Raw genomic sequence first — 26243 nt, 5'->3', positions numbered from 1 at the left:
CTCCGTTCGTTTAAATGGAATATGCGCTCTCCGGCGTTATCCTCGCCAGAAATTGTTTCGTTCTAGCTTCCTTAGGCGACTGAAAGATAAGATTAGGAGGACCTTCTTCGACGATAACGCCTTCGTCCATAAACACGACGTGATTGGCGACATCTTGGGCAAAGCCCATCTCGTGCGTGACGATGATCATCGTAATCCCTTCCTTGGCTATTTTGCGGATGACGGCAAGCACTTCGCCAACGAGCTCGGGATCAAGCGCAGAGGTCGGTTCATCGAACAGGATCACGTCCGGATTCAAGGCAAGCGCCCTTGCAATGCCAACGCGCTGCTGCTGTCCTCCGGACAGCTGGCTCGGATAAGAATCCAACTTGTTACCGAGCCCTACCTTCTCCAGCAGCTCGATACTCCTCTGGCGAGCTTGCTCTTTCGGGATGTTCTTGACGATAACAAGCCCCTCCATCACGTTCTCAAGGGCTGTCTTATGACGAAACAGATTATAATTTTGAAACACCATCGCGGTTTTCCCCCGCAAGGTATGGATATCCTTCTTCAATGGTTTCCGGCAGTTCACCTTAAAGTCGTCGATCGAAATCTCCCCGTCGCTCGGCTTCTCCAAATAATTGATGCATCGGAGCAGCGTCGTTTTGCCCGAGCCGCTGGGACCGAGAATGGCAACGACTTCGCCTTTCTGAACGGTCAGATCGATTCCTTTCAACACTTCGTTACGGCCGAAAGACTTTGATATATTCGTAAGCTTGATCATGCTACACCCCCGCGGTTATAAGCGTTAATGCGCTTCTCCAGCAACGCAGTTGCTCGTTCAATCAGAATGGTAAGGCCCCAGAAGATAAGCGCCGCGGCAAGATAAGCCTCAAAAAACTTCCAGTTCGTCGTTGCGATAATGTCTGCCTTGGCGTTCACTTCCACAACCGATACGGTAAAAGCAAGCGTGGAGCCGTGCAGCATGCCGATTAAGCTGTTCGATAAATTGGGAAGCGCAGCCGCGAAGGCTTGCGGCAATACGATTCGGCGCAGCGCCTGAAATGTGGTCATCCCGATCGAATGGGCTGCTTCCATCTGTCCTTTATTGACCGCGAGAATACCGGAACGAATGACTTCGGATAAATAAGCGCCTGCGGTGATCGAGAAGGAGAGATAAGCAAAACCGATCATGGGAATCGAAACCGAGTGGAACGACCAATGGTACTTGTCGGCCAAACTATCGACGATCATGGGCAATCCGACATAAATCAGGAGCAAGTGAGTCAGCATCGGCGTTCCCCGAATAAACGTAACGTAAGCCGTACCGATCTGGCTCAGTACGGGAATGGCGAAAATGCGTGACAGCGCAACAATCAGGCCAATGATAAATCCGCAGCCAACGGAGACGACCGTAATATAAATCGTGTTTGGAATAGCCGGAAGCAGCAGCAGAAAGGCTTGCCAGATGAACGCAAAATCCAATGTCATACGCCTGTGCCTCCTTTACCCCATGCTACTTTCGCGTTCAACAACCGATTCAGCCCTTTTTTGCCCATTGGGAGTTTGCCGGCGGTCGCGATCGCCGCTTCATGCTTCAACAGCCTGCGCTCCGTGTAATAGAACAATTTCTCCAAGAAGAAGCTGATGATGAAATAGATAATAGCCAACGCAATATAGCTTTCAAACAAATGCCTGGACATCGTGGGCAGCGTCTGCGATTTCCCCGTAAGCTCCATAACGCCGAGCGTAAAGGCAAGCGACGTGTCCTTCAGCGTTGCGATAACCAAGTTAGCCAGAATCGGAATCGAGATGGCCAGCGCTTGAGGGAATACGATTCGCGTGAAAGCCTGGTATCCGGTCATGCCAACCGCGTAAGCCGCTTCGACTTGGCCCCGGTCGACGGCGGACACCGCAGCTCGGATTCCTTCTGAAATGTAGGCTCCGCTATGCAGCCCGTAAGCCAGAATAACGAAGTACAAAGCCGACACCTTGCTTACGTCTATGTGCACGGCTTTCAGCAATTCCGGCAAGCCGTAATAGATCAAGAACAGCTGAATAATAATCGGCGTTCCTCTGAAAAAAGAGGCATAGAGCTGGGAAACCCGCTGCAGCAGCGGCACCCGGTACAGCCGGGGAAGGGCGACGAGAAAGCCGACGCCCAGCCCGACCAAGATGGAGCTCGCTACAATAATCAGCGAAATCCGTATAAACGGAAGCAGCTTCCAGAAATATTCGACAACATAGGCGATATCGAATGGAGCACCCATAGACCGACCTCACCCTTTCTTGATTAGTGTCTATTTTTCAGATACGGTTGCGTCGAATCCAAGCCACTCATTGCTGATTTTGGATAACGTGCCGTCCGCCTTGATTTCCAGAATCGCCCGGTCTACTGCATTCGCCAGCGTCTGCTGCTCCGGATCGTTCTTGCGGAACAAGAACAGAATATCCGCTTCGCTAAGCTCTTTGCCGACGGTTTTCAGCTTGCCTTCCGGATCGATGATCGGCAGCACGAAGTCCGCGCCTACGGTAGCGTCAACGCGACCGGATGTAATCTGGGATAAAGCGTCATTCGCCGCCCCGCTGGAATACACGATCTTAAGCGCATTGTCGTGGTCTTTGTTGTAGTTCTCCAGAATCGTCGCCTCGGCGCTCGTAGCCGTCGTGAATATTTTTTTGCCTTTCAGATCGTCGAGAGATTCAATCGCATCGTTGTTGTCTTTGGAAACGATGATTTTGTTTTTCCAGTGCGCATAGGACTCTTTATTAAACAAGTATTTGGCTTCGCGCTCGGGGTTTTTCTCGAATTCATGCGCGGCCAAATCGATTTTTTTCGTTTCCAGGCTTAGTAGAATGTTTTTGAATTCCAGGACTTGAATGTCGAACTCGTATTCGGGAAGACGCTTATCGATCTCTCTGATCAATTCAACGTCGTAGCCGGTCAGTTTGCCGCTTTCGTCAACGAAAGCAACCTTAGGGAACTGATTGCCTGTGCCTACTACGATCTTCTTAACTTCTTTCGGCGCTTCGGAGTTGGCCGCGGCCGTGGTGTCTTTCGCGACATTGTTTGTGCCTGCGTTGGCTGCGTTATTATTCTTGGTACCGCAAGCCGACAATGTGAGAATCAGAGTAAGACTTGCTGCCAGTACGAACGTTTTTTTCATGGGAACCCCTCCGTTTTGTGGTCGATCATTTAAACTTATAATTCCTAGTGGTTAAGTAAGAATTAATGTTGAGATTAACGATATCATCCCCTTCAATCATCGTCTAATAGAGTTTTTCAATATGTGGATCACAAATTCCGATAATTCCTATTCTTTTACTAAGTGAATAGATAAAACGAAAGGGCTGACCCTGTCTCGCGACAACTAGTTCAGCCCTTTTCCTGCTCGTCGAATAAGTGTTTGCCTATTTCCATGATCTCCGTAAATAATTGCGTGTGCTCGCCAAGGCAGGAGATGACGTTCGTCTGCAACGATATCCCTTCCGTCTCCGCAACTCGAAGCGGAATCAGCTTTCCTTGGGCTACCTCCCCCCGCACGCTTAGACCCGGAAGGAACGAAATCCCTGTTTTGCCTATGACGAGCCGCTTGGCCATCTCCGAATTGTCCGTCTGAATCCGTATGTTGGGCGGCTGCTCCAAATGCTCGAATACCCGGTGGATTCTGAGCCAGTCGAGCGCTCCGCATTCGAAGAAGACGAGCGGCTGCAGCGCAATCTCTTCGACGGCGAGGTTGGTTCTCCCGATGAATGGATGATCCTCGTAGGCATAGAGAGAAATGGGGTCTTCGTAAAATTTGACGGAATGAAGGGAGGGATGATTGACTTTGCGAACGAAGCCGACGTCGACTTCCTTGCTCAGTATTTTGGAGACAATTTCGTCCGTAGTGCCTGTCACGAATTTGTAGTAGATATTCGGGAATGTGCGCTGAAGCCTTGGCATCAGCTGCGGGATGATGTAGTTCGATACGGATACCGTGCAGCCGATCCTGATTTCCTCCGGCATCTTCTTGCGGCTAATGTTCAGCTTCCCCTTCTGGTAAGTCAGCAAGAGCTGCTGCGCGTACGGCAGGAAACGTTTTCCCTCTTCCGTAATCTGAATCTGTTTGCCGTTCCGGTCGAACAGCTTGCAATCCAATTCACGCTCCAGTGATTGGATGCGTGCCGTAACAGAGGGCTGCGATAAAAATAAAGCTTCTGCGGCTTTATTAAAGCTTCCGCAATGGATGACGTACACAAACGCTTCGATATTTTCTATGTTGACGGTAACCACCTCCGAATCGAGAGCACACCAATGCATATTTAACCAATAAGATAACTCGGAATTGTAATATTGTAAAGTGGAATATTTATAAAAAATAAGGCCGTTCCGCATGCGATGCGGAACAAGCCGTATTTGCCTTTAAATCGTCATCGCCCCAAAGCCGCCGTCTACGCGAATCAGCGAGCCCGTGACATAGCCGGAAGCTGCCTCGGAAGCCAGCCATACGACCGCCCCTTGCAGCTCCTTCGGATCGCCAAAACGCTTCATCGGCGTATGGCTCATAATGCTTTCCACCCGCTCCGGCGATAGAATGGCGCGGTTCTGCTCCGCCGGGAAGAACCCCGGTACGATGCCGTTGACGCGCACGCCGTGCGGCGCGAATTCGCGCGCCAAAAATTGCGTCATGCTGTTTACGGCATGCTTCGAAGCCGAATACGTAAACACGCGGGAGAGCGGCGGTCCCGAAGAGACGGAGCTGATCGTGATGATGCTGCCGCCATGGCCGGCATCGATCATCGATCGGCCGAACACCTGACAGGCTAACATCACGCTCTTCGCGTTGACGTCCATGATGCGATCCCATTCTTCTTCCGTAATATCAAAGAATGGCGTCGCACTGTTCGTGCCAGCCGCATGCAGCAGAATATCCGCTCGGCCGGTTGGGGACCAATCCTTGATCTCGCCGAGCACGCGCTCGAGATCCGATTTCACCGCCGCATCCGCCTCAAACAGCATCGCGCTGCCGGTTTCTATCAGATGCGTCAGCTTCTCTTCCGCTCTTTCCTTGCTGCGGACGACAAGCGCCACATGCGCACCATGGTCGAGCATCGCTTCGGCCATGACGCTGCCGAGCGTACTTGTTCCGCCAATAATGACCGCCGTACGGCCCGTTAAATCAAACAATGAGCTTCCGATAGTGAACGCCTCCGTATGTGCGGCGGCGCACGCAGGGCTTTAGCTTTCGGCAACGAGCTGGAGCATTCGCTTCCGGTACGTCTCCGGACTTGCGCCGACCGTGGTTTTGAACAATCTGCTGAAATGCGGCAGATGGTGGAACCCTACAGCGCGGCACACCTCCGAAACCGACTGCCTGGGCTCGAGCCGAAACATCATTTTGGCCTGATTGATCCGCCGATTATATAAGTATTTGAATACCGTTGTGCCGGTAACGTCTTTGAAGAGGTTGGACAGGTAAGGTTTCGTCAAATGGAGCGCACTGGCAATATGATCGAGCGTCACTTCCTCGAGGTAATGATCCTCCAAGTAAGAGATGACGCGCTGCACATGCTGCTCTTTCTGGGAACGATGCTCCCGCTCATATACCGGCTCGCTGCACCAGTCCCGTATGAGATGCAGCAGCTCGATAACGCGCATGACAAACCGATTATAGGCCGTTCGCACGCCCGCCTCGTTCGTCCGCTTATAGAGCTGATCCATCTCCGCGAGCAGCGTTTCAAGCTCTGCTTGATCCTGCTTGCTTAGGGAAATGCGGATATTGCGCAGCTCATCGAACGGCTTCAGCAGCATCGCCGCCGTATCCGCTTGAAGCACTTTATGGATGTAAGCCGGATCCATATGTATGATCGTACGAATATAAGGCTTATGCGGTGCGGGGTTCGGACAATGAAGCGTCATGCCGTGCATGAGAATCAAATCGCCGGGCTGGAGCGTTATCAGCTTATCACCGATCAAATAATTGCATTCGCCCTCCTGAAAATAGTACATCTCATAAAAGGCATGTGAATGAAATTGAGCGCCCGGATACGGTTCGTCGTTCCGGTACATCAGCTCAATCGGCTGCTGCCATTGCATCGTGAGCGGCACACAGTTCCCCTCCATTTGAGGCGCCTCGTCATGGCGCATCCTAATGAAATGATTTTACCATGTCGCACATCACCGTTGTATAGATTCCTTTACAAACGGACGGCTTTATTTTGCGCGAGCATGCAGAGCTCCGCCGCCTTAAAGGCGTGTGCCTGCGTCATCGCATTCTCCGTCCGGTTGAGGCAATCCAGAATCAGCTCGCCGAAATACGGGAATCCCACCTGGCCGCCAACGGAGAAGTGATGCTCCCCTTCGTGGTTGACCAGAAAGACGTGATCACCGCTCTTATCGCGGGCCACGTCGATATATTTGCGCAGCTCGATATAGCCGTCCGTACCGAGAATAATCGTCCGCCCGTCGCCCCAAGTGCCAAGTCCGTTCGGCGTTAACCAGTCCACGCGAAAATAATTCGTCGCACCGTTGTCGCCGATGAGCGTTGCATCGCCAAAGTCCTCCAGCTCCGGGTAGTCCGGGTTGTTGTAGTTGGCTACTTTGCTGCTAGCAACCGTCGCGTCTTTGCAGCCTGCGAAGTGCAGAAACTGCTCGATCTGATGGCTGCCGATATCGCATAGAATGCCGCCGTACTGTTCTTTGCGGAAAAACCAATCAGGGCGCGATGGCTTATTCAACCGGTGCGGGCCTGTGCCGATTACCTGCACGACTCGGCCGATGGCGCCTTCCTCCAGCAACTTGCCGGCATAGATCGCGCTTTCGTTGTGCAACCGTTCGCTGTAATAGACCATGTACTTGCGTCCCGTCGCCGCTGCGACTTCCCGTGCCTCGGCGAGCTGCTCCAGCGTGGTGAACGGGGTTTTGTCGGTAAAATAATCTTTGCCGTGCTTCATGACCGCGACGCCAAGCGGGCCACGATCGGATGGAATGGCGGCTGACGCGACCAACTTGACCTGCGGGTCTTCGAGGATCGCCTCCGGCGAGGCGGCAGCCGTCGCCTGCGGGTAGACCTTCAGAAACTGCTCGACCTTAGCCGGATCGCGGTCGTATACCCATTTGAGCGTTGCGCCCGCTTCGAGGAGACCGTTCGTCTGACCGTAGATATGCCCGTGGTCGAGGCCCATGGCGGCGAATACGAACTCGCCGATGCCAACGACCGGTTCCGGTTTCTTGATCGCTACCGGCGCATAGTTCATGCCGTCGCTGCGATTAAACCCTGACATCGCCCTTCAGCTCCTCTTCCGTTTGATATGCGAGCTGCTGCAGCGCGCGGTAGCTGATCGCCAGGCTTTCGAACGGATCGCCCGGGCAGGTGTCCTGCTCCACGACATACCATTCAACGCCCGTTTCGCGGCAAGCTTCGATAATCGCCGGCCAGTTCAGGTTGCCTTCGCCGATTTCGGCGAATACCTGCTGGTCGCCCACGATCGCCATATCCTTGAGATGAACGACCTTCATATCCGCAACCTTCATGATCCAGCTGACAGGGTCGGCTCCGCCGGCTTGCACCCAGTACGTATCCAGCTCGAAGCTAAATGCGCCGCTCGGGCTGTCCTTGGCATCAAGCAGCCAATCCATGCCGGTCTTGCCTTCGAACTTCTCGAATTCGAATTTATGATTGTGATAGATGAGTTCCAGCCCGGCTTCCGCCAGCTTATCGCCGATCTCGTTCATGATGCCCGCAAAGGCCGTGTAGCCCACTTTGTCATTCCGGTATTCCGGCGGAATGGAGCCGATGCCGACATATTTGCAGCCCCATGCTTGATGCTCCGCGATAAGCGCGTCCAGATCGTTCAGCAAACGGCCGGTGGGCACGTGAGTGGCGCAGATGGCCAAGCCGTGGCTGTCGCAAATGCGTTTCACATCATCCGGCGCGATGGGACCGATGCCGGAAACTTGCACCGCCTCGTAGCCGATGGCTTTGACCCGCTTCAGCGCGGCGTCCAGCTCTTCGGCAGTCTTGCAATAGTCACGGAGCGTGTATAGTTGTGCTGCGATTTGCTTCTTATACAAGTGGTTCACTCTCCCTCATTGGATGAAATGAATCTATTAAAACGTCCCTGTCAGATCAGCCGGTTTGGTCTCTGCGGCAGCCGTCGATGGCTTCTGATATGTGGAGCTTGCGATTCGTTTATTCAGCTCGGCTTCGTGCAGCGCTTCATCCAGCGGCAGATCGACCCAGCCGTCCAGCCAAGTGGACAAATGCATCGCATTGGAGAGCGTTAAGCCTTTGATTCCTTCTTCGCCCGGCGCAACGAGCGGCGTTCCAAGCAGAACGGCATCCGTGAAGTTTTGCAAAATACCTGCATGCTCCGGGCTCGGACCTGAGCTTGGGATATCGATCTTCCAGCATTCCGGCGAAGCGAACGGTTCCGTGTTGCGGGCGTTGAAGGCAGCTTCCTCCTCGCGCAGACGCCAGAAGGTCATTTTATCGTTCTCGATGACGATTTTGCCGCGGCTTCCCGATACTTCAAGGCGATTCGTGCCCGGCGCATCCGAGGTGGATGTGATGAACACCGCCGTTGCCCCGTTCTCGTACTCGGCGTAAGCCGTCACGTCGTTTTCAACTTCAATATTCCGATTCTTGCCGAATTGGCAGAATGCGCGCATGCGGGTTGGCATCATGCCTGTTGTCCACTGCCACAAATCGAGGTTATGCGGGCATTGGTTGATCAGTACGCCGCCGCCTTCGCCGCCCCACGTTGCACGCCAAGTGCCGGAGTCGTAGTAAGCCTGCGTCCGGTACCAGTTCGTGATGATCCAGTTGATGCGGCGGACTTCGCCGATCTCGCCGGATTGAATCATTTCGCGCAGCTTCTGATAGAGCGGGTTCATCCGTTGGTTGTAGACGATGCCGAAGGTTTTGCCGCTTGCCGCAGCCGCTTCGTTCATCTCCCGCACCTGTTTGGCGTAGACGCCGGCAGGCTTCTCGATCAGTACATGCATGCCTTTGTTGAAAGCTTGAATCGCTTCCGTAGGATGATCGTAATGCGGCGTAGCCACGACAACGGCATCGATAAGGCCGGAGTCAATCATCGTCTCCGCGTTCTCAAACACCGCGATTTTATCGCCGAATTTCTCTCTGGCCCAGTCCCGTTTGCTCTCGAATCCATCGCAAACCGCGGTGAGCACAGCCCCCTTGATTGCACCTGAAGTCAAGATGTTTGCGTGCCCTGAACCCATGTTTCCGATTCCGATAATCCCGTAGCGCAGCTGTTTCATTCGATCTCCTCCATCCACGTTTTCATTTGATTGGCATACGTTTGAAGCATCGTTCTTGTCTCGAAGGTAGTGCTGAAATCCTCAACGCCGAACCAGCCGTCATAGCCGACCGCCTTCAGGTCGCGGAGTACTTGTTTCCATGGCACTTGACCATTGGCAATCGGGCTCCAGCTGCAAGACCATTCTTGGGATTGCAGGGGATCGGACGACTCGGTGCGAGGCGGCTGCCAGCCCGCATTCTTGACATGAACATGCGCCAAATACGGACCGAGCAGCTCCATGCCCATTCTATAATTCTCGTAGCCTTCGTATACCATGTTGCCCGGATCATAGAGCACGCCGATGCAATCCGGATCGAAAGGCGATACGAGCCGGTGCGCGAGGGATGCGCTTGGCGCGATTGTCACGTGGTGAGCTTCAACCAGCGCTTTGACGCCATAATGGCGAGACAGCTGCTCTACCACCTTGAGGTACGCGATCGCTTCCTCATAGAGCTCGTTGTAATTGCGGGTGCGGTTGTAGCCGGGAACGCCGACGCGAATCATCGATGCGCCAAAACGTTTCGCAAGCCGCATGACCTGCTCTGTACTTTCGATATCGCCGCATTGGATATAAGGCGTAATGGAAATGGTTTTCATGCCGGAGCGATTCGCCGCTTGTTCGAAACGGCTGATCTCTTCCTCCTCTGCATGCTGCGAGAGCGTGCAGATATTGTTTCCCCAGAAAGAAGGCGCTTCCTTGCGGAGCGCTGCCGGGGTGTCTTTGCAGCGCCATTCGATGCCGCTGATACCGGCAGCCGATGCTGCTTCGCACAGCTCCTCCGGCGTGAGATCCGGCGTCGCTACCGTGAATACGGATAATTTCAGCATATGGTTTGCGGTCAGCTCCTTGTTTTTGAAATCGCTTCCCAAATCCCGTTCAAATACGTGGCGCCAAGCGCCCGATCATAGAGCCCGTAGCCGGGACGGCCTTGCTCGCCCCAAATCATTCGGCCGTGATCCGGACGAAGCGGACCGGTAAATCCGGTTTCGTGCAATGCCTCCAATATCCGCACCATATCGATGGAGCCGTCGGAAGAGCGATGCGACGATTCCTGGAAGGATCGTGGACCGGTACGCAGGATGTTTCTGGTATGGGCAAAATGCAGCTTACCTTGTGAGCCAAAATGGCGGATGATCGCGGTTAAGTCGTTATCTTCATTGGCGCCGAGCGAGCCGGAACAGAACGTAATGCCGTTCGACGGGCTGTTCACATGTTCGGTCAGACGCTTCAATTGACGGAAATTGCTTACGATACGCGGCAAGCCAAAGATTGGCCATGGCGGATCATCGGGGTGAATGGCCATGACGATGCCAGCCTCTTCGGCGACAGGAATGACGCGCTCCAAAAAGTAAGCGAGGTTGCTCCAAAGCACGTCTTCCGTTACTTCGGCGTAAGCGTCGATGAGCTGGCCCATCTCTTCCTTGGTGTAGCTTTGATCCCAGCCCGGCAGCGACAAGTCGCCGTTCACCGGATCCATGCGGGAAATCGTTTCGTCCTCGAACGTCAAGGTCGTGGACCCATCGGGTAATGCGTAAGCTAATTGTGAGCGTGTCCAGTCGAACACGGGCATAAAGTTGTAGCAGATGACCGGTACGCCGGCTTCGCCAAGGCGGCGAATCGTTTGACTGTAATTTTCAATAAGTCGGTCACGCGAAGGTCGTCCCAGCTTGATGTCCTCATGTACGGGAACACTCTCGATCACGGCCAACCGCAGCCCTGCGGCTTCGATCGTTTCTTTCAACCGGTTGATGGATTCCATCGGCCAAGCTTCACCCACGGGCACATCGTAAAGTGCGGTAACAATCCCGTGAATCCCAGGAATTTGGCGGATATTTTGCAAAGTGACCGGGTCGTCATTGCCAAACCATCTAAACGTCATTTTCATCGTACAGCACCTCTTGGATTCGGTAGATTGGTCGATTTCCGCTTATTGGCATATAGATTCAGCATTATTGTAGCACAGCGCGGTCCAATAGAAATCGGCTTTACCGATTACCTTAACCACAGTTAAATCTAATGGAGAAGTACCGCATCTGAGTCAAGCTGGCCAGGGCCGGAAACGCAAAGAAGCTGCCTGCGAGCAACTTATCGTTGACTCGCAAACAGCTTCTGCCTTTAAGGGATAATGATCAGCCCTTCGGGCGATCTTGTGAGCGGTCGGCAGCCGGTATCGGTGATGAGATAGCTGTTCTCGATGCCGACGACACCGCGTCCCGGGAAAGTGAATTTCGGTTCTACCGCAAGCGTAATGCCTGCTTCGAGCGGATCGCCGAACCCTTTTGCAAGCACCGGCCACTCATCCACTTCAAGCCCGATGCCATGACCGAGAAATTTGACCTGATTGATGCCATAGCCCATAAAGTGATCGGCGAGTCCGGCATCGGCAGCCTGTTTCAACGCCGCTGCATAGATCGATTCGCTGGAAGTGCCCGGACGCATCAGCACTTCCGATTGGCGAATGATGTGCTCCGCCTGCGCATAGGCTTCGGCCAAATCATCGGGCAGACTGCCGATGACAGCCGTTCGCGTCTGATCGATTATATAGCCATCGATGCAGCAGCCGATATCAATGAGAATCGGCTCTCCTCTGCCGATGGCTTTGCGGCTGGTGCTTTGCGGGAAAGCCGGCCCGAGGCCCAGGCCTCCTGCCGGTCCATCGAATGCGCTCGGAACGGCAGCCGCCGCCCCTGATCCGAGCATGCCGGTTGTAATCTCCATGTTGTAGCTGCGTGTACGCATCAATCCAAGATGACCGCGAATGCGAATTTCGTATTCGATTCGAGCCATCAGCTCGAGCTCCGTAAGGCCTTCCTTAATAATGCCGACAGCAGCTTCCAATGCTTCCGCGACAACCTGCGCAGCTGCTTCTATCCGGCCTATTTCCCAGGACGACTTCACCATCCGCACTCGCCGAACAAGCGTCGAACCGTCTATCAGCGAGCAATCGTTGCTGCTGCCCGCCAGTACTTCAGCCAGCTTGGCATAGGTGGATGCCGGAAGCACATCCATCTCCGTTGCGATCTTCACCGCTTGAGCGCCGGTGCCACTGCCACTGCCGCTGCCAAACACGGCAGGATGGTCGTGCTCCAGCTGAGCGCGGAATTGGCGCAGCGAGTTCAACGCCCGCACTTGAACGGCCGACTCCTGTACAGCCCGCTCCACGCTGCGTCTCACATAGAACACGGCCGTCCCTTCAGCCGGGATAAAGGCGTATCCGGCCTGCATCGAGCCCGTAAAATAATAAAGGTCCACATGCTGCGTGACCAAAAAAGCATGGATGCCCGCTTGAGTCATTAGCTGCTGCAGCCGATTAATGCGCTCCGCGACTTCGTCATGCTTTACCTGTACCGTTTCTGCCATTCCACTGTTCACCTGCACTCTCAACCGCTCCTTGCTCCAAGCTTATTTCCTCCATTACAACAAAAGAACAGCGGCTCCGTCAACTTGCCGGAAAGCTCCGCTGTTCTTTCGATCGTCTATTTGATTGATTATGGACTATACGGCGGGTCATCCCAGCAGCTTGCTTCTCGCCTTGCTGCGGTAATCCTGCGGGCTGATCCGGTATTTATCGCTGAACAGGCGCGAGAAATATCTCGGATTCGCAATCCCGACTAAGGTGGAGATTTCATAGATTTTGAGATCCGACTGTGCCATCATGGCCTTCGCCTGCTCCAGTCGGAAGTCTTGGAGGTAATCGAGGAAGCTGTGTCCCGTTTCATTGCGGAACAGCGTTCCGAACCAACTGGGGCTCAAGTTAACCTGTCTGGCAACGGTAACCAGATCGATATCCTCCTGATAGTTGCTGCGGATATACTTGATGGCCTCGCGGATTTCTTGCCGGCAGCGGTGCGTCGGCATTGTCCGGCGATTTAAGCTTTCGATCAACTGTGTGATGATCGAGGAGAGGCTGCTAACATGCTCGCAGGTTTCGATCGCGGAAAGAATCCATTCGCGAGCAGCAACCGCCCTCTCCTCCGTCTCCAAATCAAAGTCCTCCCGGAAGCAGCTGCTAAGCTCGAAGCCGGCATGCTTCAGCTGTTCGGTGCCAGGCTTCGAATACATGGCGATCTCATCGCGCCACGAAGTCAGCAGCGTCGCAAGTGCTGCGGCATCGTCCTCTTCCGCAGTCTTTTTGATATCGGTATAGAGCGTCTTCAGTCTGGCATTCGACGATGATGAAGTCTCGCCTTCCGCACTGTTTTCACCGACGATGACGCACCCTTTAGGCTCATAGAAAGCTTGCTCGAGCAGCTTGCGGCAGGTTACGAGCGCATCCGGCAGCTGAGCCAATTTATACTTAAAGCCCGATAGCGATTGAAGCGGCTCTAAATCGCGATTCAAACATTCATCATAGCCTTGCTTCAAGGTTTGCATCGTCCAGGCATTGAAATCCGCGCTGCCGTTCGTCTCGCTCGAAGCGATCAGCACCGCCCACAGCGGCCCTGTCAGCCGAATGACGAACGAGGCATACGGGGCGAATTCCTTCTCATAGGCTTCGATCATCCTCGCCGCATCATGCTTGACGTCACCGGGAAACCGCAACAGCCCGAGCCTAAATTGCTTGAAGGCCGACAATTCATACTCCAGTGCATCCGCCGATGCCGATGTGCCTCCCGATAGCAGCAAATCCTGCAGCAGCTGCCGCAGCGTCCAATGCTTCTGCATGCGCGCCTTGCGGATTTCCTCGACCGCCCGATCCAGGCAGGAGATAAACTCCGTCTCGCTGAGCAGCAGCTTGGTCAAATAATCAACCGCACCGTATCGCATCGCGCTTTGCACTTTCTCGAAATCCTCGAAGCAGGTTAAGAGGATGACTGCCGGCGGCGATGTCATGCCGCGGATTCGCTTTAATAAGCCCAGGCCATCCAGTATCGGCATGCCAATATCGGCGATCACAATATCCGGCTGCAGCTTCTCTATCATCCGCCAAGCCTGCTCGCCGTTCTCCGCTTCCCCGGCGATTTCGTAACCGCGGGCCGCCAAATCAAATGAACGAATTCGCATCCTGGCTAGCGGTTCATCATCGACGATTAGCAGGCGAAAAGTAGGTTCATGCATGCGCTAACCTCCTGTAATAGGGAATTTGATGGAGTCAAACTCTCACAGATTCGGGAGTTCTTTTACAAGCGTGGCAGTAGAATGACGACGGTCGTTCCTTCACCGAATTCGCTGCGGATGGATAAACCGTAGCGTTCTCCAAAATGAAGCCGGATCCGCCGATGAACGTTCAGCACTCCGATGCCGCGCTCGCTGCCCGGGTCTACGTCTTCCCGCAATGCCTGCCGCAGCCATTCCAGCCTCTCAGGCGGAATGCCGACACCATTGTCTCGCACGTAAATCGCTACCGCTCGTTCCTCGATATGAACCGAGACGTCAAGCTCGCCTTGCCGTCCTTCCAGTGCATGCAGGCCGTGGAACACCGCGTTCTCAACGATCGGCTGCAGTACCAGCTTCATTACCGGCATCTGTGCAATCTCCGGCGGCGCGGATCCAATACGGAAATGAAAGCGGTTGCCGTAACGAACGGATAGGATATGCAAATAGTCGCTTGCATACCGCAGTTCCTCTGCCAGCGGCGGCTGTTTGTTGTCGTCCAGGCTGTATTGGAGCAGCCGACACAGCACCTCCATCATTTCGTGCAGCTCCGGCTTGGGGCTGACGTCAATCATGATGTCGATCGTATTCAGCGTATTGTACAGAAAATGCGGATTGATTTGCGACAGTAGCACCTGCATGTCGGATTGACGCTTCGCTTCCTCCGTTCGCTGAAGGCCGATGACAAGATCGGAGATTTTGCCCGTCATCTGGTTGAACTGATTTGCCAGCTCACCTAACTCATCGCGCTGCTTCACCTGCACCTTGGCTTCCAGATCGCCTCTGGCAACCTTCCGTATCCCTTTGGTCAATGCGAGAATCGGCCTCGTAAACCACCAAGAGACCGTAATATATATACCCAGAAACCCGATCAAACCGAACAACAGCAGCGACCAAGCGATCTGCCCGAGCGGCTTGAACCGGTTCTCCAGCTTGTTGACGTCGCCAACGACGATGACCTTCCACTTCAGGTTCGTATTCATGTACGAGACGGAATGATAGACGCCGGCTTTCTTGAAATACCGCAGTGCCTGCGGCAGCGTCTCTACGTTCTTCTCCTCAACGAGCTTTCTTCTGAACTGCGTTGACGGGCTTGCCCAGATGTAATCTATCAATTGATTGTCGCTGCCATAGAGCAGCGTCTGCGTATCGTAGCTGCCGGCGAAGGCTGCGCTTCGATCCAGAAATCCAGACAAATCTACCAGAAACGCCAGATAGCCGGACGTATGCCCCTCTTCGTCGAAAACCGTTTTGGTTACCAGGCTGGTCGGGCCGTATGCCCCCGTTCGGCCGATATCGGAGCGGATCGTATCCGACCACTCGAACACGCCTCGGCTCTCTTCCGCCTGCTTCCGCACAAGCTGCTCTTCCTTCTCCGAGAAATTGCCCCAGAAATTTTGCGGATACCCTGTAATGACGCCATCCTTACGAATATAAACGATGCCTCGAACAAAGTCCGAGCGGATTTGCGCGGCGGTATGCATGGAACGGCTAAGATTATCGCCGGCGCCGCCTTCCTGCTTGATCGTCTGCTCCATCTCCAGCATGTTGTAGGTAATCTCACTATTATAGATGGAGATCAAGTGCGTGACCTGACTGGACATGCCGGCAAGTGCTTCGTTCTGCGTTTCCCTGAGGAAACCGAGCGTATAGTCCTTGGCGATCTGCACGACGAAAAATACGAACAACGTGCTTGGTATGAACAAAAGCAGAATCAATTTGGCGCGCGAACCAAGCGCGAAGCGAGGATTCAATCCGGATGCACCCTTCCTAGGCGGCGTTATCCCGTAAATAGACAAGTATACTCACGAATGCACGGATGCACATTCATGAGTATACCGACTTCATTTACTGTCTTATTGTTTCTCAACGCCCAGCTGCGACGCAGCATCGTCGATGAGCTTCTGACCGCCTGCTTTCTTCCATTCTTCCACATAAGCGTCCCAATCGTCAAAGGAACGTTTGCCAAGCACGAAGGAAATTTCATTCTTGTTCTGGAAGTCCGTCAGCTTCTGGCTGGTCGGGCCGTCGAGCGTCAGGTTCATATCAAAGTTCTTATAGCGCGGCATCGCGATGACCTGTTGATTCCATTTGCTTCCGGTGACGCCGACCGGCTCATCGTCGTAGACTTGCCAGATCAGTGTGTAACCGAAGAACTGCCAGTCTGCCAGCGATTGGTATTCCGGTTTCACCTTCGAGATGTGCGAATCCTTGATGAAGAAGACGTTCGTACCGTCATCATTCAGCTTAACCATAGAGTCATCCGGGAAGATTTCCGGTCCGCCGCCTTGCGAAACGGCCCAGTAATTCTGATTCGGATAAATCATCGTATCGAGCATATGGGCAAGACGCATCATTTTGCCTTGGTCATCCTGCAGCTTCTTGGAGAAAATGAACAATCCGCCCGGATTGCCGCCCGGTCCGTACATGCCGCCTTTACCGTCGCTCGATTTAAGCGGATTAAGCGGTTCCCACAGCGTAGCTGCCACTGCATCCTTCTTCTTCGCATCGTACTGCTCCTGCACGATATTCCAGCCCGGGTACCAGACGAGGCCGATCTGATCGTTCAAGCTGTAGGCTTTGAACGGCTCCCAACCGATCGTATACCAATCCGGTGCGAGCAGCTTGTTATCGTATAGCTTCTTCACAAACTGCAGGAACTGTTTGGTCGTACCATCCAGCATCGGATGATTGATCTTGCCGTCCTGTTCATTCCAGCTCGGATGGCCGTACATCGTCTTCAGCGCATCCATCATGGACCAACCGTTGCCGGCACCCGCAGCGCCCATTAACCAAGTATCGGCTTTGCCGTTCTTGTTAGGATCTTTCTCGACGACTGCTTTCGCGTAAGCGAACAGCTCGTCTTCATTCGTCGGCATGCTCATGCCGAATTCCTTCAACCAGTCCTGGCGGATAAAATAAGCCCAGTTGTCCGGGAACACGCTGTAACGCGGCACCCCGATCAATTGATCATCCTTCGTGGTAGCCCAGTTCTTGTATTCCTTCGTGACATATTGCATAGCCTGCGGCATGTATGGCAGCACTTCTTTGCCATCCAGCAGTTGACCTGCATTATAAAGCGATAAGGCGACATCCTTAACCGGCATCATGACCATGTCCGGTTCGTCCCCGGAAGCAAAGCGCACGCTGACGGAGTTCTTCAGATCATCCGCATTCATGCTCGTGAACTTCAGCTTCACGTTGAATTGTTTCTCCAAGAATTCCTTCACCTTATCTTCAGGCACCGACTGGTTGAAGGAGCCGGATACCATAATATCCAGGTCGTAGGATTTACTCATATCATCATAGGCATAGCTGGATTGATCCACTGCTCTGGGAACCGGCGGGAACGCATCCGGAAAATTAAGCTCTTGGAGCGGCGGCTCAGCCTTGCCGCTGTCAGCATTTCCGTTGCCGGTATTCGTCGCTTCGTTATTGCCCCCTCCGTTATTCGTCGCATTATTGGCGGCGCCGTTATTCGTCGAGTTGTCGGAGCAGGCGTTCAGCATCGTAACGGAAGCCAATAGAACGGCCAATACGGTATAGGTCATTTTCTTTCTCATGGCTCTTGATCCCCTCTCTGAAACCAATGATATATGTGAAGAAGCACCTCCGGATGGCTTCTCGACACCACTGTTACACGTTGCTTGATCGTTACCCTTTGACAGCACCCATGTACATGCCTTTGACAAAATGCTTTTGCAGGAACGGGTAGACGCATAGAATCGGGACGAGGCCGATGACGACGGTGGCCATCTTGATCGTTTCCGTACTCACCGCTTGCGTAGATTTCAACATGCCATTCATATTGTCACCGCTGATGGAATCGACGGTCAGCATGTTCTTGAGCACCATCTGCAGCGGATAGAGAGACTTGTCATTCAAATAGAGCAATGCGTCAAACCAGCTATTCCAATGCGCTACGAGGTTAAATAACCCGATGGCAGCAAGCGCCGGCGCGGCCAGCGGAAGCACGATACGCGTCAAGGTGCTCCATTCTCCGGCTCCATCCATTTTGGCGGATTCGATGAGGCCATCCGGCAGATTCTCGATGAAGATCTTGATGACGAGCAGACCGAAACTATCTACCAGGAGCGGCAGCACCATCGACCATAGGGAGTTGATGAGTCCCAGCTGCTTAATAACGAGATAAGTAGGAATCATGCCGCCATTCAGCAGGATTGTTGCCAAAATAAAGAACAGAAACAGCTTTCTGCCCGGCAGCGTCCGCTGTGCCAAGACGTATGCCCCGATCGTCGTCAGCGCCAATGAAAGCAGCGGTCCGACCGTACTGCGGAACACGGATATCATGAACGAATGCCACACAACGGAGGAAGCCATGATCCTTTTGTACGCTTCAAGCGTCGGCTCCTTAGGAATAATGACGAAATAATTGCGTTGAATCATCTCCGCTTTGGTCGTAAACGACATCCCAAGGACGTAGATCAGCGGGAAGATGGCGGTGATTGCCACGAGAATAACGATGATATGTATAATCGTCTGGTAAATCTTATCGCTTCGCGATTTATAGATCACAGGTGGTCCTCCATTCTACCAGATACCACGACCGGTGTATTTTTTGGCGATGAAGTTGCTGGATATAATGAAGACCATTCCGATAATGGACTGGAAGACGCCGACTGCCGTACCGATACTGAATTGAAGCCGATTAAGTCCTTCACGATACACCCAAGTCTCAATGACGTCCGCGGAATCCAGCACGGCCTTATTATAGAAGAGCAGAATCTGCTCACCGCCGGCGAACAGGATATTTCCGAGACTGATACACAGCACAAAGGTGATGACGGGTAAAATGCTTGGCAGTGTAATCGCCGTAATTCTCTTCATCGGTCCTGCGCCATCGATTGTGGCGGCTTCATACAGCTGCGGATCGACGGTCGTCAGTGCCGCCAAATAAATGATCGTGCTCCAGCCGATTTCCTTCCACAGTGCGGAACCGAGTAACAGCGGCCGAAACCACGTTTCCGATAGGAAAAACTCGAAGCGATTGTAACCCAGCCACGCCAGCACGTTGTTGACGAAACCGGACCCTGTGGAGAAGAACGCAAACACAATGCCGTAAACGATGACCCACGAGAAGAAATGCGGAATATATACGGCGCTTTGCAGCCATTTCTTCAATCTGCTCGACGCCAGATCATGGAACATAATTGCCAGAATAATAGGCGGGAAGAAGCCGACTACAATACGAAGAAGGCTGATCTCGACCGTATTGCGCAGCACGTTGACGATTTCGGGGTCCTCGAACATGATCCGAAAATTACCGAAGCCCACCCACTCGCTGTTGAACACCCCGGTACCCAGCTGCAAATCCTTAAAGGCAACGATCCATGCCAGCACGATCGGCCAATACCGGAAAATAACGTAATACGCGATAACGGGCAGAAACATCAGATACAGCACACGATGATCCACGATCCGCTGCCATAGGCTGCGTTTCGACGGCGCCGCAGCTCTGCCGGGATGCAGCGCTGCGATCGACTTCAGGCTTGATTTTGCCACTATTGCTTCCTCCTTCTCCCTTTCCGAAGCGCTGCCGGTTTGATAAACACAGTATAGCAAACGCTTTCATCAGAAAGGTACACTGTGAAACTGAAAAGGTGCACAAATACACTGAGTTTTCACTGCGAGGTTTTACTCATATTACAAAAAAAAGCAGCGGTCCCGTCAACCTGACGTCAGCTCCGCTGCTCCTTTAATCGTCCATTCAATTTGCTCTATTACAGTAAATACTCGGGGATACACGATCTTGGCGATCAGAATGACGCCGGGTCGATTCAGAGTTACTTCGTAATCATAAGCAGCATTGCGATAGGTATAGGGAAAAGCCGCCGAGTCCCCGTTGACTACCTGGAAATCCATGACCTCCACTCGTTCCTGTAAATACGAGCCGGGCAAGGGCTGCCCGCTCTCATCCAGCTGCAGATTGCGCTGCAAGTAAAGCCCGGCCGCCCTGCTCGCCGCAAGCTCATCAATGTGCAGTCGGCCTTCTGCCAATGCGGCTTCATCCACCTGCTGGGCCGCTGCATGCGCAGCGCGATTCACCGCATGTTTCCCCTGAAACAGCGCCGTTATCGCCAGCTCCTCATCGGTTTGAAGCGCGTGCAGCAGCATCCATACGACCATCATCAGCATGACAAGCACCAGCTTATACATTTGGTAGGTTCCTCTCCCCGAGATGGTTACGGGACATATTCGCTCATCTTCATCCCGGAGGCTCGCAGCCTGGTATTCGCCGGTGGCGGTGCCAGCCCAATTAACCGGTCAATGGCGAGCAAGCCTTCTATCGGGTAGCTCGCCGTCAGCGACAAGGAAGTTCCGCGAAGCAGCGGCTGATTGGCATCGGTTGCTGAGCCGCCGCTCCCCGAACTGACTACGAACTCAACCGAGCTCGGGAGTAGCCCGTACTTGGCTAATCGAAGCCTCGATTCCTGCAGCATTGCGGCATCAATATAACCATGGTCGCCGTTAGCGCCAATCTCCAGCAAGTAATCGACTTCCTGCTGAAGAACGGCCTGCCGGACAATCAGAACATGCTTATAAATCGGAGAAAACATAAACCAGCACATCATGGCAGACAGGAGGATAAATACAAGCAAACTCTTCAAGGGCTCATCCTCCGAATCCCATCGCTCATATGCCGGCCGGATTGCTCCAGTTGAGCGTTCGTCCCCTGCTCGCCCCCGGTTACACCCTTGTATAGAATGACCGTAACGATGATAAGCAGCAGCGTCATCAATAGCGAGCGCATGCTACTGCCTCCTTATGGAATCGTAATGGTGTTTATTTTCGTATTCGCAGCATTTCCTTGTGTTTCGATTTGATCCTTCGTTCCTGTCGTATCCTTGGCGACAATCGCATTAAACAACAGGACAACGACAACAAGCATCATCACCGTTATCAAAATATTCCGCATGCCCTCACCTCCTTCATATCCTCCACCTGTTAATTTAGAGAGCTAAACAGCTTCTGGCCTTCTCGAACCCAGGGGTATATAAAAATCTGAAAGGTATACATGATCGGAAGCCCCGCAATGGCAAACAACAAGTAGGATGTCGATTCCTTGCGACTGTCCTTAGCCAATTCCAGCTTCTCCTTGTAATCCTGGATTCGTTCTCGCAGCAGCTCGTAATACTGTTCGCTCTCATGGAGCCGCAAGGAATCGATCGTCTCAACGAAGCTCAGCCCCTCCTCGGTTCCAAGCCGCAGCTTAAGCCGCCTTAATGCCCCTTCCGCGTCGTGATACCACTCGCCAAGCAGCATCTGCAGCTCGCTTCGTATCGTCCGCGTGTAAGGCAAGCATCGCATCAGCTTCGTATGAATATGCAGCGATGAACCTGCCAGATAGAGCAGTTGATTGCTGACGATATAAATCTCCTTCGTCATCCGCTCTGCTCTCGTCTTCCGAATCGCTTCCAGCCAAGGAAGATCCCAGAGCAAAAACAGGATCACGAACGACAGCAGCAGCGGCGCGCTCACACGCGGCAAAGCATTCCATTCCACATAAGTGAAACCGTACGCTGCTGCCGACCAGATCGGGATAAGCAGGAAGAAGAGTCTGCGCAGCAGCACATACAACGCCGCATCTCCTGTATATCCGCATCCGGCGAGTAATCGTTCCCGTTCCTTGAATGAGCTGCTTTCACGGCTGATCCTCGCAAATGTAAGCCACTGATCGCTGACCGTCTTCTTCCGCCAATGCTTCATGAAGACATGCACATAACGCGGCTTCTTAAACGTCAGCAGCTTCATTAATGAGGCAAAGAGCATGAATAATGCTGCATATTGGCCGGCTAGCGCTGCCCACATGACCAGTTTCGCAATCGAGTCGCTCATAGTCGGCATGGACCTCCTTTACATTTTCTTGCGGGATAACCATAATCCCATGACGAATGAGCCAAATATCATCATCCCTGCATTTAGCAATAAATCCCGCCCGGCCGGGTCGACAATATAATACTGGTAAGCATTCTCGGGATTGTAATGAAAGTTAATCCCAATAAAGAGAAGCAGAAATAAGATCGGTGAGAAATTCGCGATACGGATTTCGAGCAGCTTATTGCGCTCTTGCTGATTAGCTCTACGCGCCTTTCGCATATCCGTAATCAGATCCTTTAAGTTCGCAGCGATTGGATGCCCTTCCGCCAAACCGGCCCGAACGATATTCACAAAATAATCCGCCCACACATGTCCCAGCGACGCCGCAAAAATTCGCAAACTAGCTTCATCATCGCCGCGAACGGATACATTTCGGTACAGCTGCTCGAACACGGCCTGCATGGGCCCGAGCAGCCGTTTCTCTTCTACGGTTCGCTGAAGTGCCGCTTTAATCTGCCTCCCCCCGCTGACGAGGCAGCACTGATAGAACAGCTCCACTGCCGGCAGGAAATCGATTCGCGTCTTCATTTGGCGGTGCACCAGCATCGTCCGAAGCAGCATATATGGTGCGGTGACCATCACACCGCCCAGCAGGAATACTCCTTTTGCGCTTTGAAAAAACAGGGTTCCGAACGATATGCCAATCAGCAGAAGAAGCAAGCTTGTTACGGCAAATGAGACCGGATGCCAGTTCAGCTGCAGGGATTCAAGCAGCTCAGACAGATGGCGATACGAACGATCGAAGCGCTGCAGAAAACGCGTAAAACGTTCATGAACACCGCGATTGCGCCGATAATGCAGCCGACTGATGACTTGCTGCCGATGCAGCCATATTCCCATCATTCCTCGAACTACAACATATACCGTACCGAAGAGTGCAATGATGAATGCAAGAAGCCCCAGCTTGACGATCATTTCGGCTCAGCTCCCAGCTTGCGCTCCGGTTCCGGGCGCCATACAGAGCTCCAGTGCTCCGCAGACGCCGCCATCAATCTTGCCTGCGCCGCTGCGGATGGTGCCTGTGGATACCGCCAATCAGCCAGCTCCTCATCGAATACGGCCCAATCTCTGACAAACACTTCACCGCCGGCCCACCCCATCTCCGCCAATCGCACAAGGCGGCGGCGTCCTGCGGCAATACGCATCTCAATTCCGATCTGAGTCACATATTCGGCGATCCGTTTCGTCAGCCGCTCCGGGTCCATCCCACGGCCATCAAGCATGCACATATCTGCAATCGCTTCGGGCACATCCTCCAGCATATTGGCATGAAGCGTCGTCATGCTGCCTGCATGTCCTCTCGTACACGCACGCACATAGATGTTGGCATCCTCATCTCGAATCTCAGCATGGATAATCCGCTGCGGCGACTGCCGCAGCGCCAGCTTGAACGCCTGCGAAGACCGGTGCATCGCATCTTCCTCATCTGCTTCATATTCGATCACATTCTTCGTCGGGAAATCCCTCATCAGCATCAGCTCATGCCTGCCCTCTATCGTTACGATGCGCTCCTCGTCCGGCAGTTCACCGATCAGCGCCTTGATGAGATTCGTCTTGCCCGAGTTGGTCGGGCCAACGACAACAACGTTGAATCTGGCTTCCAGAATGGCCAGCAGCATCCGCCGAAGCCGCTCATTAATCGTTCCTAATTCCGCTCGCCCAAGCTGTTCCAATTGAAACCGTCTAACGGTATAGAATCGCAATGTCAGCGTAGGCTGAGCCGTGAACCCATGGCCGGTCATCGTGACGCGGGTACCGTCTCGCAGCATCACTTCTGCCCATCGCTTGCGCGGATTGATGCGATCATTATTGTAGAGCACCAGATTCTGCTGAATCCGCTCCACCTCGCGAAGCGATTCAAAAGCATACTGAGACGGCACGCTCCGCCCGTCACGCACTTCGAATATTCTCGTGCCAACAACCTGTATTTCCTCGAGTCCTTCACGTTTCAGCAGCACCAGCTCCAGCACGCTCATCCCGATCACTTCGGCGAACAATGCCTCTGCAAGCGTCGAATACGGATGCTGATAACCGGGCAGCTCATGAATCCGTTGCCGCAGCAGACGATCCGCAATAACCGCGAGAATCCGCTCCCGATCGTACGTATAGCCAAGCACCGCTCGATTCAAGCTCTCGTTGTATTCACGCCGCTCTTCCTCTGTCTCACCGCGCGGCAGCGCCAAGTAGGCGCGCACATCTTCCGATAACCGATTGAAGTCCCGCTGCGCATCATGCTCAGTTACCGAAGCAGCAGTATCAGCCACCGATTCAACCGCCAGCAGCTTCGCCGAGAAAGCCGATGGCGAGAAGCGCCCGTCGCCTCTCATTAGGAGCTTACTCCGCCGCGATGGGTTAGCAGCTTCTTATACCAAGGCTGCACCGTCATCCTCATTTGCCGCTTCAAGCCATATTGCTCAATAAGCTTCCTCGAAGGCTCCTTCATGACCGCCTTCCCTCTCTCGTCATTAAGCAGCCACTCATCGAGTGTTCCGCTATCAAGCTGGGATAGCAGCGGTTCCGACAAGGCCAGTTCCCCCAAAAACGTCACTCCGAGCTCTTTGCAAATTTCCTTCACGTGAAATCCTCCCTTGCCCCAAGGCTGGTGTATAATAATCGCTTCATAATCATGAGCGGCAATCCCATACATAGCGGAAAGCTGCTTCATCCAGCGCTGTCCATCCTCTTGAAAGTGAGACAATGCGCTTGTCGTTACGATAATCCGTTTATGTGCCTTACGGAGCGCACAGAGAGTTGCAGCATTATCCCAATACGCACCGACATCCGCGATCACGATGCTGAAGGTCTGTTCTGCGACAGTGAGCAAATGCTCCATCTCTTCAATGGTGAAAAACTCAGCTTGATCTCGCATAATGTTGCCGAACAGCACGTGCAGATCAGGCACGCCTCGGCAGCGGTGCATGGAACGAAGGAGTTTATCCGGCTGCAAAGATCCCGTAAGCAGCTCCGGTCGTAACGAATCCAGTGTTGCGCCGGGCTTATCAACGCCAAGAAAACGATGTACCTTGGCACTCTTGAGGTTCAGACACAGATACCCAACTGACCGCCCGCTCTCCTCTGCAATTCGGCAGGCCGAAGCGAAAGCCGCGGCAGTAGTACCGATATTGGGTGTCGTACCGAGAAAGGTGATGATCGGACCGGCAAAATAACTCATCTCGCACCGCCTTTGGCTTCCGCGATATCAAGCGATTCGGACGAGTAAGCAATAACCACTTTGCTATTGCCGCCTTTACAGATCGAATCGAGCTTCAGCCACTGTGCCTCCGTCAAATTCAAATTGACGGAATCGATCATGCCGTTCGCATCTCGTCTGGCGGCATACATGCCTTCCTTATCCGAGTTGGCCAGCGACATCAAGTTAGAATTGCTAGTATCGTCAATTTCGAGATTACCCGATGTTTTCACCGAAGCAACCGTTACCGATTCGGCAAATAACCTGGCAGAAGCTACAGCCTCTCCCGATAAATAAAGCATCACTTTGTCCCCGGCGCGAATTCCATTCGAGACGGAGAGGACATAATCGCGCGGGATTTGAAAAGTGGCTTGCTCTCGGCTTGGCAGCAACCGGAACTTGTCCACCTTCCAGCTAAGCAAAGGCTCGTTTGCCCCCAGAGGCACAATCACCTCCATGCCGTCCATCTCTTCCGCATGCAGAAACATTTCCGGAACATAGGAAGCTTTCGCAATCTGCTTCACGCCCAGCATATCCGTTGTCAGCCGTTCGCCTGCATCTATAAACCGTACCGGAACGACAACATTCACCGTCTCTTGAAATTTCACCTGACGCAGCTGCAGTACATACACCCCGTAGACAAGCAAGCCGGATAGAACGGCGGCCGATGCGGTAACCCATAGATGACGCTTTCGATTCATGGCGATTCCTTTCCGCAGCTTAAATAGCGATAAATAAAAAAAGAACGCAAGCAGGGGCATGGAGCCCAAGCTT

Annotated in this window: 27 protein-coding genes; all 27 read right to left on the bottom strand. The window is 53.3% G+C overall.

Annotated elements, in window-relative coordinates:
- Nucleotides 1–10: 10 nt before the first annotated feature.
- Complete coding sequence (locus tag BM412_RS23580; RefSeq protein ID WP_091223857.1) at nucleotides 11–763, bottom strand: amino acid ABC transporter ATP-binding protein; 753 nt, start codon at nucleotides 761–763, stop codon at nucleotides 11–13.
- Nucleotides 760–1470 carry an amino acid ABC transporter permease gene (locus BM412_RS23575; RefSeq protein ID WP_091223855.1) on the bottom strand — a complete coding sequence of 237 codons (711 nt, stop codon included), beginning with the start codon at nucleotides 1468–1470 and terminating at the stop codon, nucleotides 760–762. Before BM412_RS23575 ends, BM412_RS23580 begins: the two co-directional genes overlap by 4 nt.
- Complete coding sequence (locus BM412_RS23570) at nucleotides 1467–2249, bottom strand: amino acid ABC transporter permease (RefSeq protein WP_091223853.1); 783 nt, start codon at nucleotides 2247–2249, stop codon at nucleotides 1467–1469. The genes BM412_RS23575 and BM412_RS23570 overlap by 4 nt, the downstream gene beginning before the upstream one ends.
- Before the next feature lie 30 nt (nucleotides 2250–2279).
- On the bottom strand, nucleotides 2280–3146 hold the full coding sequence (locus BM412_RS23565) for a transporter substrate-binding domain-containing protein (protein ID WP_091223851.1): 867 nt from the start codon (nucleotides 3144–3146) through the stop codon (nucleotides 2280–2282).
- A gap of 209 nt (nucleotides 3147–3355) precedes the next feature.
- Complete coding sequence (locus tag BM412_RS23560; RefSeq protein ID WP_091223958.1) at nucleotides 3356–4282, bottom strand: LysR family transcriptional regulator; 927 nt, start codon at nucleotides 4280–4282, stop codon at nucleotides 3356–3358.
- Between the two features lie 102 nt (nucleotides 4283–4384).
- A complete protein-coding gene (locus tag BM412_RS23555) occupies nucleotides 4385–5161 on the bottom strand; it encodes an SDR family oxidoreductase (RefSeq protein WP_091223849.1) in 777 nt (258 codons plus the stop codon).
- A 39-nt stretch (nucleotides 5162–5200) separates the two neighbouring features.
- A complete protein-coding gene (locus BM412_RS23550) occupies nucleotides 5201–6070 on the bottom strand; it encodes a helix-turn-helix domain-containing protein (protein ID WP_256256542.1) in 870 nt (289 codons plus the stop codon).
- An 89-nt stretch (nucleotides 6071–6159) separates the two neighbouring features.
- Complete coding sequence (locus BM412_RS23545) at nucleotides 6160–7245, bottom strand: Gfo/Idh/MocA family protein (RefSeq protein WP_091223847.1); 1086 nt, start codon at nucleotides 7243–7245, stop codon at nucleotides 6160–6162.
- Entirely contained in the window at nucleotides 7232–8035 is an 804-nt protein-coding gene (locus BM412_RS23540; RefSeq protein ID WP_091223845.1) for a sugar phosphate isomerase/epimerase family protein, read from the bottom strand. Before BM412_RS23540 ends, BM412_RS23545 begins: the two co-directional genes overlap by 14 nt.
- 36 nt (nucleotides 8036–8071) lie before the next feature.
- On the bottom strand, nucleotides 8072–9244 hold the full coding sequence (locus BM412_RS23535; protein WP_091223843.1) for a Gfo/Idh/MocA family protein: 1173 nt from the start codon (nucleotides 9242–9244) through the stop codon (nucleotides 8072–8074).
- The gene (locus BM412_RS23530; protein WP_091223954.1) at nucleotides 9241–10110 is read right to left on the bottom strand and encodes a sugar phosphate isomerase/epimerase family protein; all 870 of its coding nucleotides are present in this window, start codon (nucleotides 10108–10110) and stop codon (nucleotides 9241–9243) included. The genes BM412_RS23535 and BM412_RS23530 overlap by 4 nt, the downstream gene beginning before the upstream one ends.
- Nucleotides 10111–10124: 14 nt before the next feature.
- Nucleotides 10125–11171, bottom strand: coding sequence for a mannonate dehydratase (gene uxuA, locus BM412_RS23525; RefSeq protein ID WP_091223841.1), 1047 nt, complete (start codon nucleotides 11169–11171; stop codon nucleotides 10125–10127).
- Nucleotides 11172–11401: 230 nt separating this feature from the next.
- The gene (locus BM412_RS23520) at nucleotides 11402–12646 is read right to left on the bottom strand and encodes a M24 family metallopeptidase (protein WP_091223839.1); all 1245 of its coding nucleotides are present in this window, start codon (nucleotides 12644–12646) and stop codon (nucleotides 11402–11404) included.
- 147 nt (nucleotides 12647–12793) lie between these two features.
- Nucleotides 12794–14344 carry a response regulator gene (locus BM412_RS23515; RefSeq protein ID WP_091223837.1) on the bottom strand — a complete coding sequence of 517 codons (1551 nt, stop codon included), beginning with the start codon at nucleotides 14342–14344 and terminating at the stop codon, nucleotides 12794–12796.
- Between the two features lie 62 nt (nucleotides 14345–14406).
- Nucleotides 14407–16134 carry a sensor histidine kinase gene (locus BM412_RS23510; RefSeq protein WP_091223835.1) on the bottom strand — a complete coding sequence of 576 codons (1728 nt, stop codon included), beginning with the start codon at nucleotides 16132–16134 and terminating at the stop codon, nucleotides 14407–14409.
- Between the two features lie 102 nt (nucleotides 16135–16236).
- The gene (locus BM412_RS23505) at nucleotides 16237–17943 is read right to left on the bottom strand and encodes a type 2 periplasmic-binding domain-containing protein (RefSeq protein ID WP_091223833.1); all 1707 of its coding nucleotides are present in this window, start codon (nucleotides 17941–17943) and stop codon (nucleotides 16237–16239) included.
- A gap of 91 nt (nucleotides 17944–18034) precedes the next feature.
- Nucleotides 18035–18916, bottom strand: a complete 882-nt coding sequence (locus BM412_RS23500; protein ID WP_091223830.1) for a carbohydrate ABC transporter permease — start codon at nucleotides 18914–18916, stop codon at nucleotides 18035–18037.
- 15 nt (nucleotides 18917–18931) lie between these two features.
- Nucleotides 18932–19903, bottom strand: a complete 972-nt coding sequence (locus BM412_RS23495; protein WP_091223828.1) for an ABC transporter permease — start codon at nucleotides 19901–19903, stop codon at nucleotides 18932–18934.
- Nucleotides 19904–20068: 165 nt separating this feature from the next.
- On the bottom strand, nucleotides 20069–20557 hold the full coding sequence (locus BM412_RS23490) for a hypothetical protein (protein ID WP_091223826.1): 489 nt from the start codon (nucleotides 20555–20557) through the stop codon (nucleotides 20069–20071).
- A 26-nt stretch (nucleotides 20558–20583) separates the two neighbouring features.
- On the bottom strand, nucleotides 20584–21009 hold the full coding sequence (locus BM412_RS23485) for a hypothetical protein (RefSeq protein WP_091223824.1): 426 nt from the start codon (nucleotides 21007–21009) through the stop codon (nucleotides 20584–20586).
- Entirely contained in the window at nucleotides 21006–21152 is a 147-nt protein-coding gene (locus tag BM412_RS32215; RefSeq protein WP_177246048.1) for a hypothetical protein, read from the bottom strand. Before BM412_RS32215 ends, BM412_RS23485 begins: the two co-directional genes overlap by 4 nt.
- Before the next feature lie 12 nt (nucleotides 21153–21164).
- Nucleotides 21165–21317: a hypothetical protein gene (locus BM412_RS32210; RefSeq protein ID WP_177246046.1), complete on the bottom strand. Its 153-nt coding sequence runs from the start codon at nucleotides 21315–21317 to the stop codon at nucleotides 21165–21167.
- Between the two features lie 29 nt (nucleotides 21318–21346).
- Nucleotides 21347–22237: a hypothetical protein gene (locus BM412_RS23480; RefSeq protein WP_256256541.1), complete on the bottom strand. Its 891-nt coding sequence runs from the start codon at nucleotides 22235–22237 to the stop codon at nucleotides 21347–21349.
- Nucleotides 22238–22255: 18 nt separating this feature from the next.
- Nucleotides 22256–23194 carry a type II secretion system F family protein gene (locus BM412_RS23475; RefSeq protein WP_091223820.1) on the bottom strand — a complete coding sequence of 313 codons (939 nt, stop codon included), beginning with the start codon at nucleotides 23192–23194 and terminating at the stop codon, nucleotides 22256–22258.
- Complete coding sequence (locus BM412_RS23470; RefSeq protein WP_091223817.1) at nucleotides 23191–24606, bottom strand: ATPase, T2SS/T4P/T4SS family; 1416 nt, start codon at nucleotides 24604–24606, stop codon at nucleotides 23191–23193. Before BM412_RS23470 ends, BM412_RS23475 begins: the two co-directional genes overlap by 4 nt.
- A complete protein-coding gene (locus BM412_RS23465) occupies nucleotides 24606–25451 on the bottom strand; it encodes a CpaE/TadZ family protein (RefSeq protein WP_091223815.1) in 846 nt (281 codons plus the stop codon). The genes BM412_RS23470 and BM412_RS23465 overlap by 1 nt, the downstream gene beginning before the upstream one ends.
- Nucleotides 25448–26170 (bottom strand): SAF domain-containing protein, encoded by a 723-nt coding sequence (locus BM412_RS23460; protein WP_091223952.1) that lies wholly within the window; start codon nucleotides 26168–26170, stop codon nucleotides 25448–25450. Before BM412_RS23460 ends, BM412_RS23465 begins: the two co-directional genes overlap by 4 nt.
- Between the last annotated feature and the right edge of the window lie 73 nt (nucleotides 26171–26243).

Source organism: Paenibacillus sp. BC26, from assembly GCF_900116125.1.
GTDB classification, from domain to species: domain Bacteria; phylum Bacillota; class Bacilli; order Paenibacillales; family Paenibacillaceae; genus Paenibacillus_Z; species Paenibacillus_Z lignilyticus.
The sequence above is the reverse complement of the archived record's forward strand: the minus strand, read 5'-3'. Positions and strand labels throughout refer to the sequence as shown.

Coding starts and splice junctions, on each gene's coding strand:
- BM412_RS23580 (WP_091223857.1), bottom strand. CDS start 763: ATGATCAAGCTTACGAATATATCAAAGTCTTTCGGCCGTAACGAAGTG.
- BM412_RS23575 (WP_091223855.1), bottom strand. CDS start 1,470: ATGACATTGGATTTTGCGTTCATCTGGCAAGCCTTTCTGCTGCTGCTT.
- BM412_RS23570 (WP_091223853.1), bottom strand. CDS start 2,249: ATGGGTGCTCCATTCGATATCGCCTATGTTGTCGAATATTTCTGGAAG.
- BM412_RS23565 (WP_091223851.1), bottom strand. CDS start 3,146: ATGAAAAAAACGTTCGTACTGGCAGCAAGTCTTACTCTGATTCTCACA.
- BM412_RS23560 (WP_091223958.1), bottom strand. CDS start 4,282: ATGCATTGGTGTGCTCTCGATTCGGAGGTGGTTACCGTCAACATAGAA.
- BM412_RS23545 (WP_091223847.1), bottom strand. CDS start 7,245: ATGTCAGGGTTTAATCGCAGCGACGGCATGAACTATGCGCCGGTAGCG.
- BM412_RS23535 (WP_091223843.1), bottom strand. CDS start 9,244: ATGAAACAGCTGCGCTACGGGATTATCGGAATCGGAAACATGGGTTCA.
- uxuA (WP_091223841.1), bottom strand. CDS start 11,171: ATGAAAATGACGTTTAGATGGTTTGGCAATGACGACCCGGTCACTTTG.
- BM412_RS23520 (WP_091223839.1), bottom strand. CDS start 12,646: ATGGCAGAAACGGTACAGGTAAAGCATGACGAAGTCGCGGAGCGCATT.
- BM412_RS23515 (WP_091223837.1), bottom strand. CDS start 14,344: ATGCATGAACCTACTTTTCGCCTGCTAATCGTCGATGATGAACCGCTA.
- BM412_RS23505 (WP_091223833.1), bottom strand. CDS start 17,943: ATGAGAAAGAAAATGACCTATACCGTATTGGCCGTTCTATTGGCTTCC.
- BM412_RS23490 (WP_091223826.1), bottom strand. CDS start 20,557: ATGTATAAGCTGGTGCTTGTCATGCTGATGATGGTCGTATGGATGCTG.
- BM412_RS32215 (WP_177246048.1), bottom strand. CDS start 21,152: ATGCGCTCGCTATTGATGACGCTGCTGCTTATCATCGTTACGGTCATT.
- BM412_RS32210 (WP_177246046.1), bottom strand. CDS start 21,317: ATGCGGAATATTTTGATAACGGTGATGATGCTTGTTGTCGTTGTCCTG.
- BM412_RS23480 (WP_256256541.1), bottom strand. CDS start 22,237: ATGAGCGACTCGATTGCGAAACTGGTCATGTGGGCAGCGCTAGCCGGC.
- BM412_RS23475 (WP_091223820.1), bottom strand. CDS start 23,194: ATGATCGTCAAGCTGGGGCTTCTTGCATTCATCATTGCACTCTTCGGT.
- BM412_RS23470 (WP_091223817.1), bottom strand. CDS start 24,606: ATGAGAGGCGACGGGCGCTTCTCGCCATCGGCTTTCTCGGCGAAGCTG.
- BM412_RS23465 (WP_091223815.1), bottom strand. CDS start 25,451: ATGAGTTATTTTGCCGGTCCGATCATCACCTTTCTCGGTACGACACCC.
- BM412_RS23460 (WP_091223952.1), bottom strand. CDS start 26,170: ATGAATCGAAAGCGTCATCTATGGGTTACCGCATCGGCCGCCGTTCTA.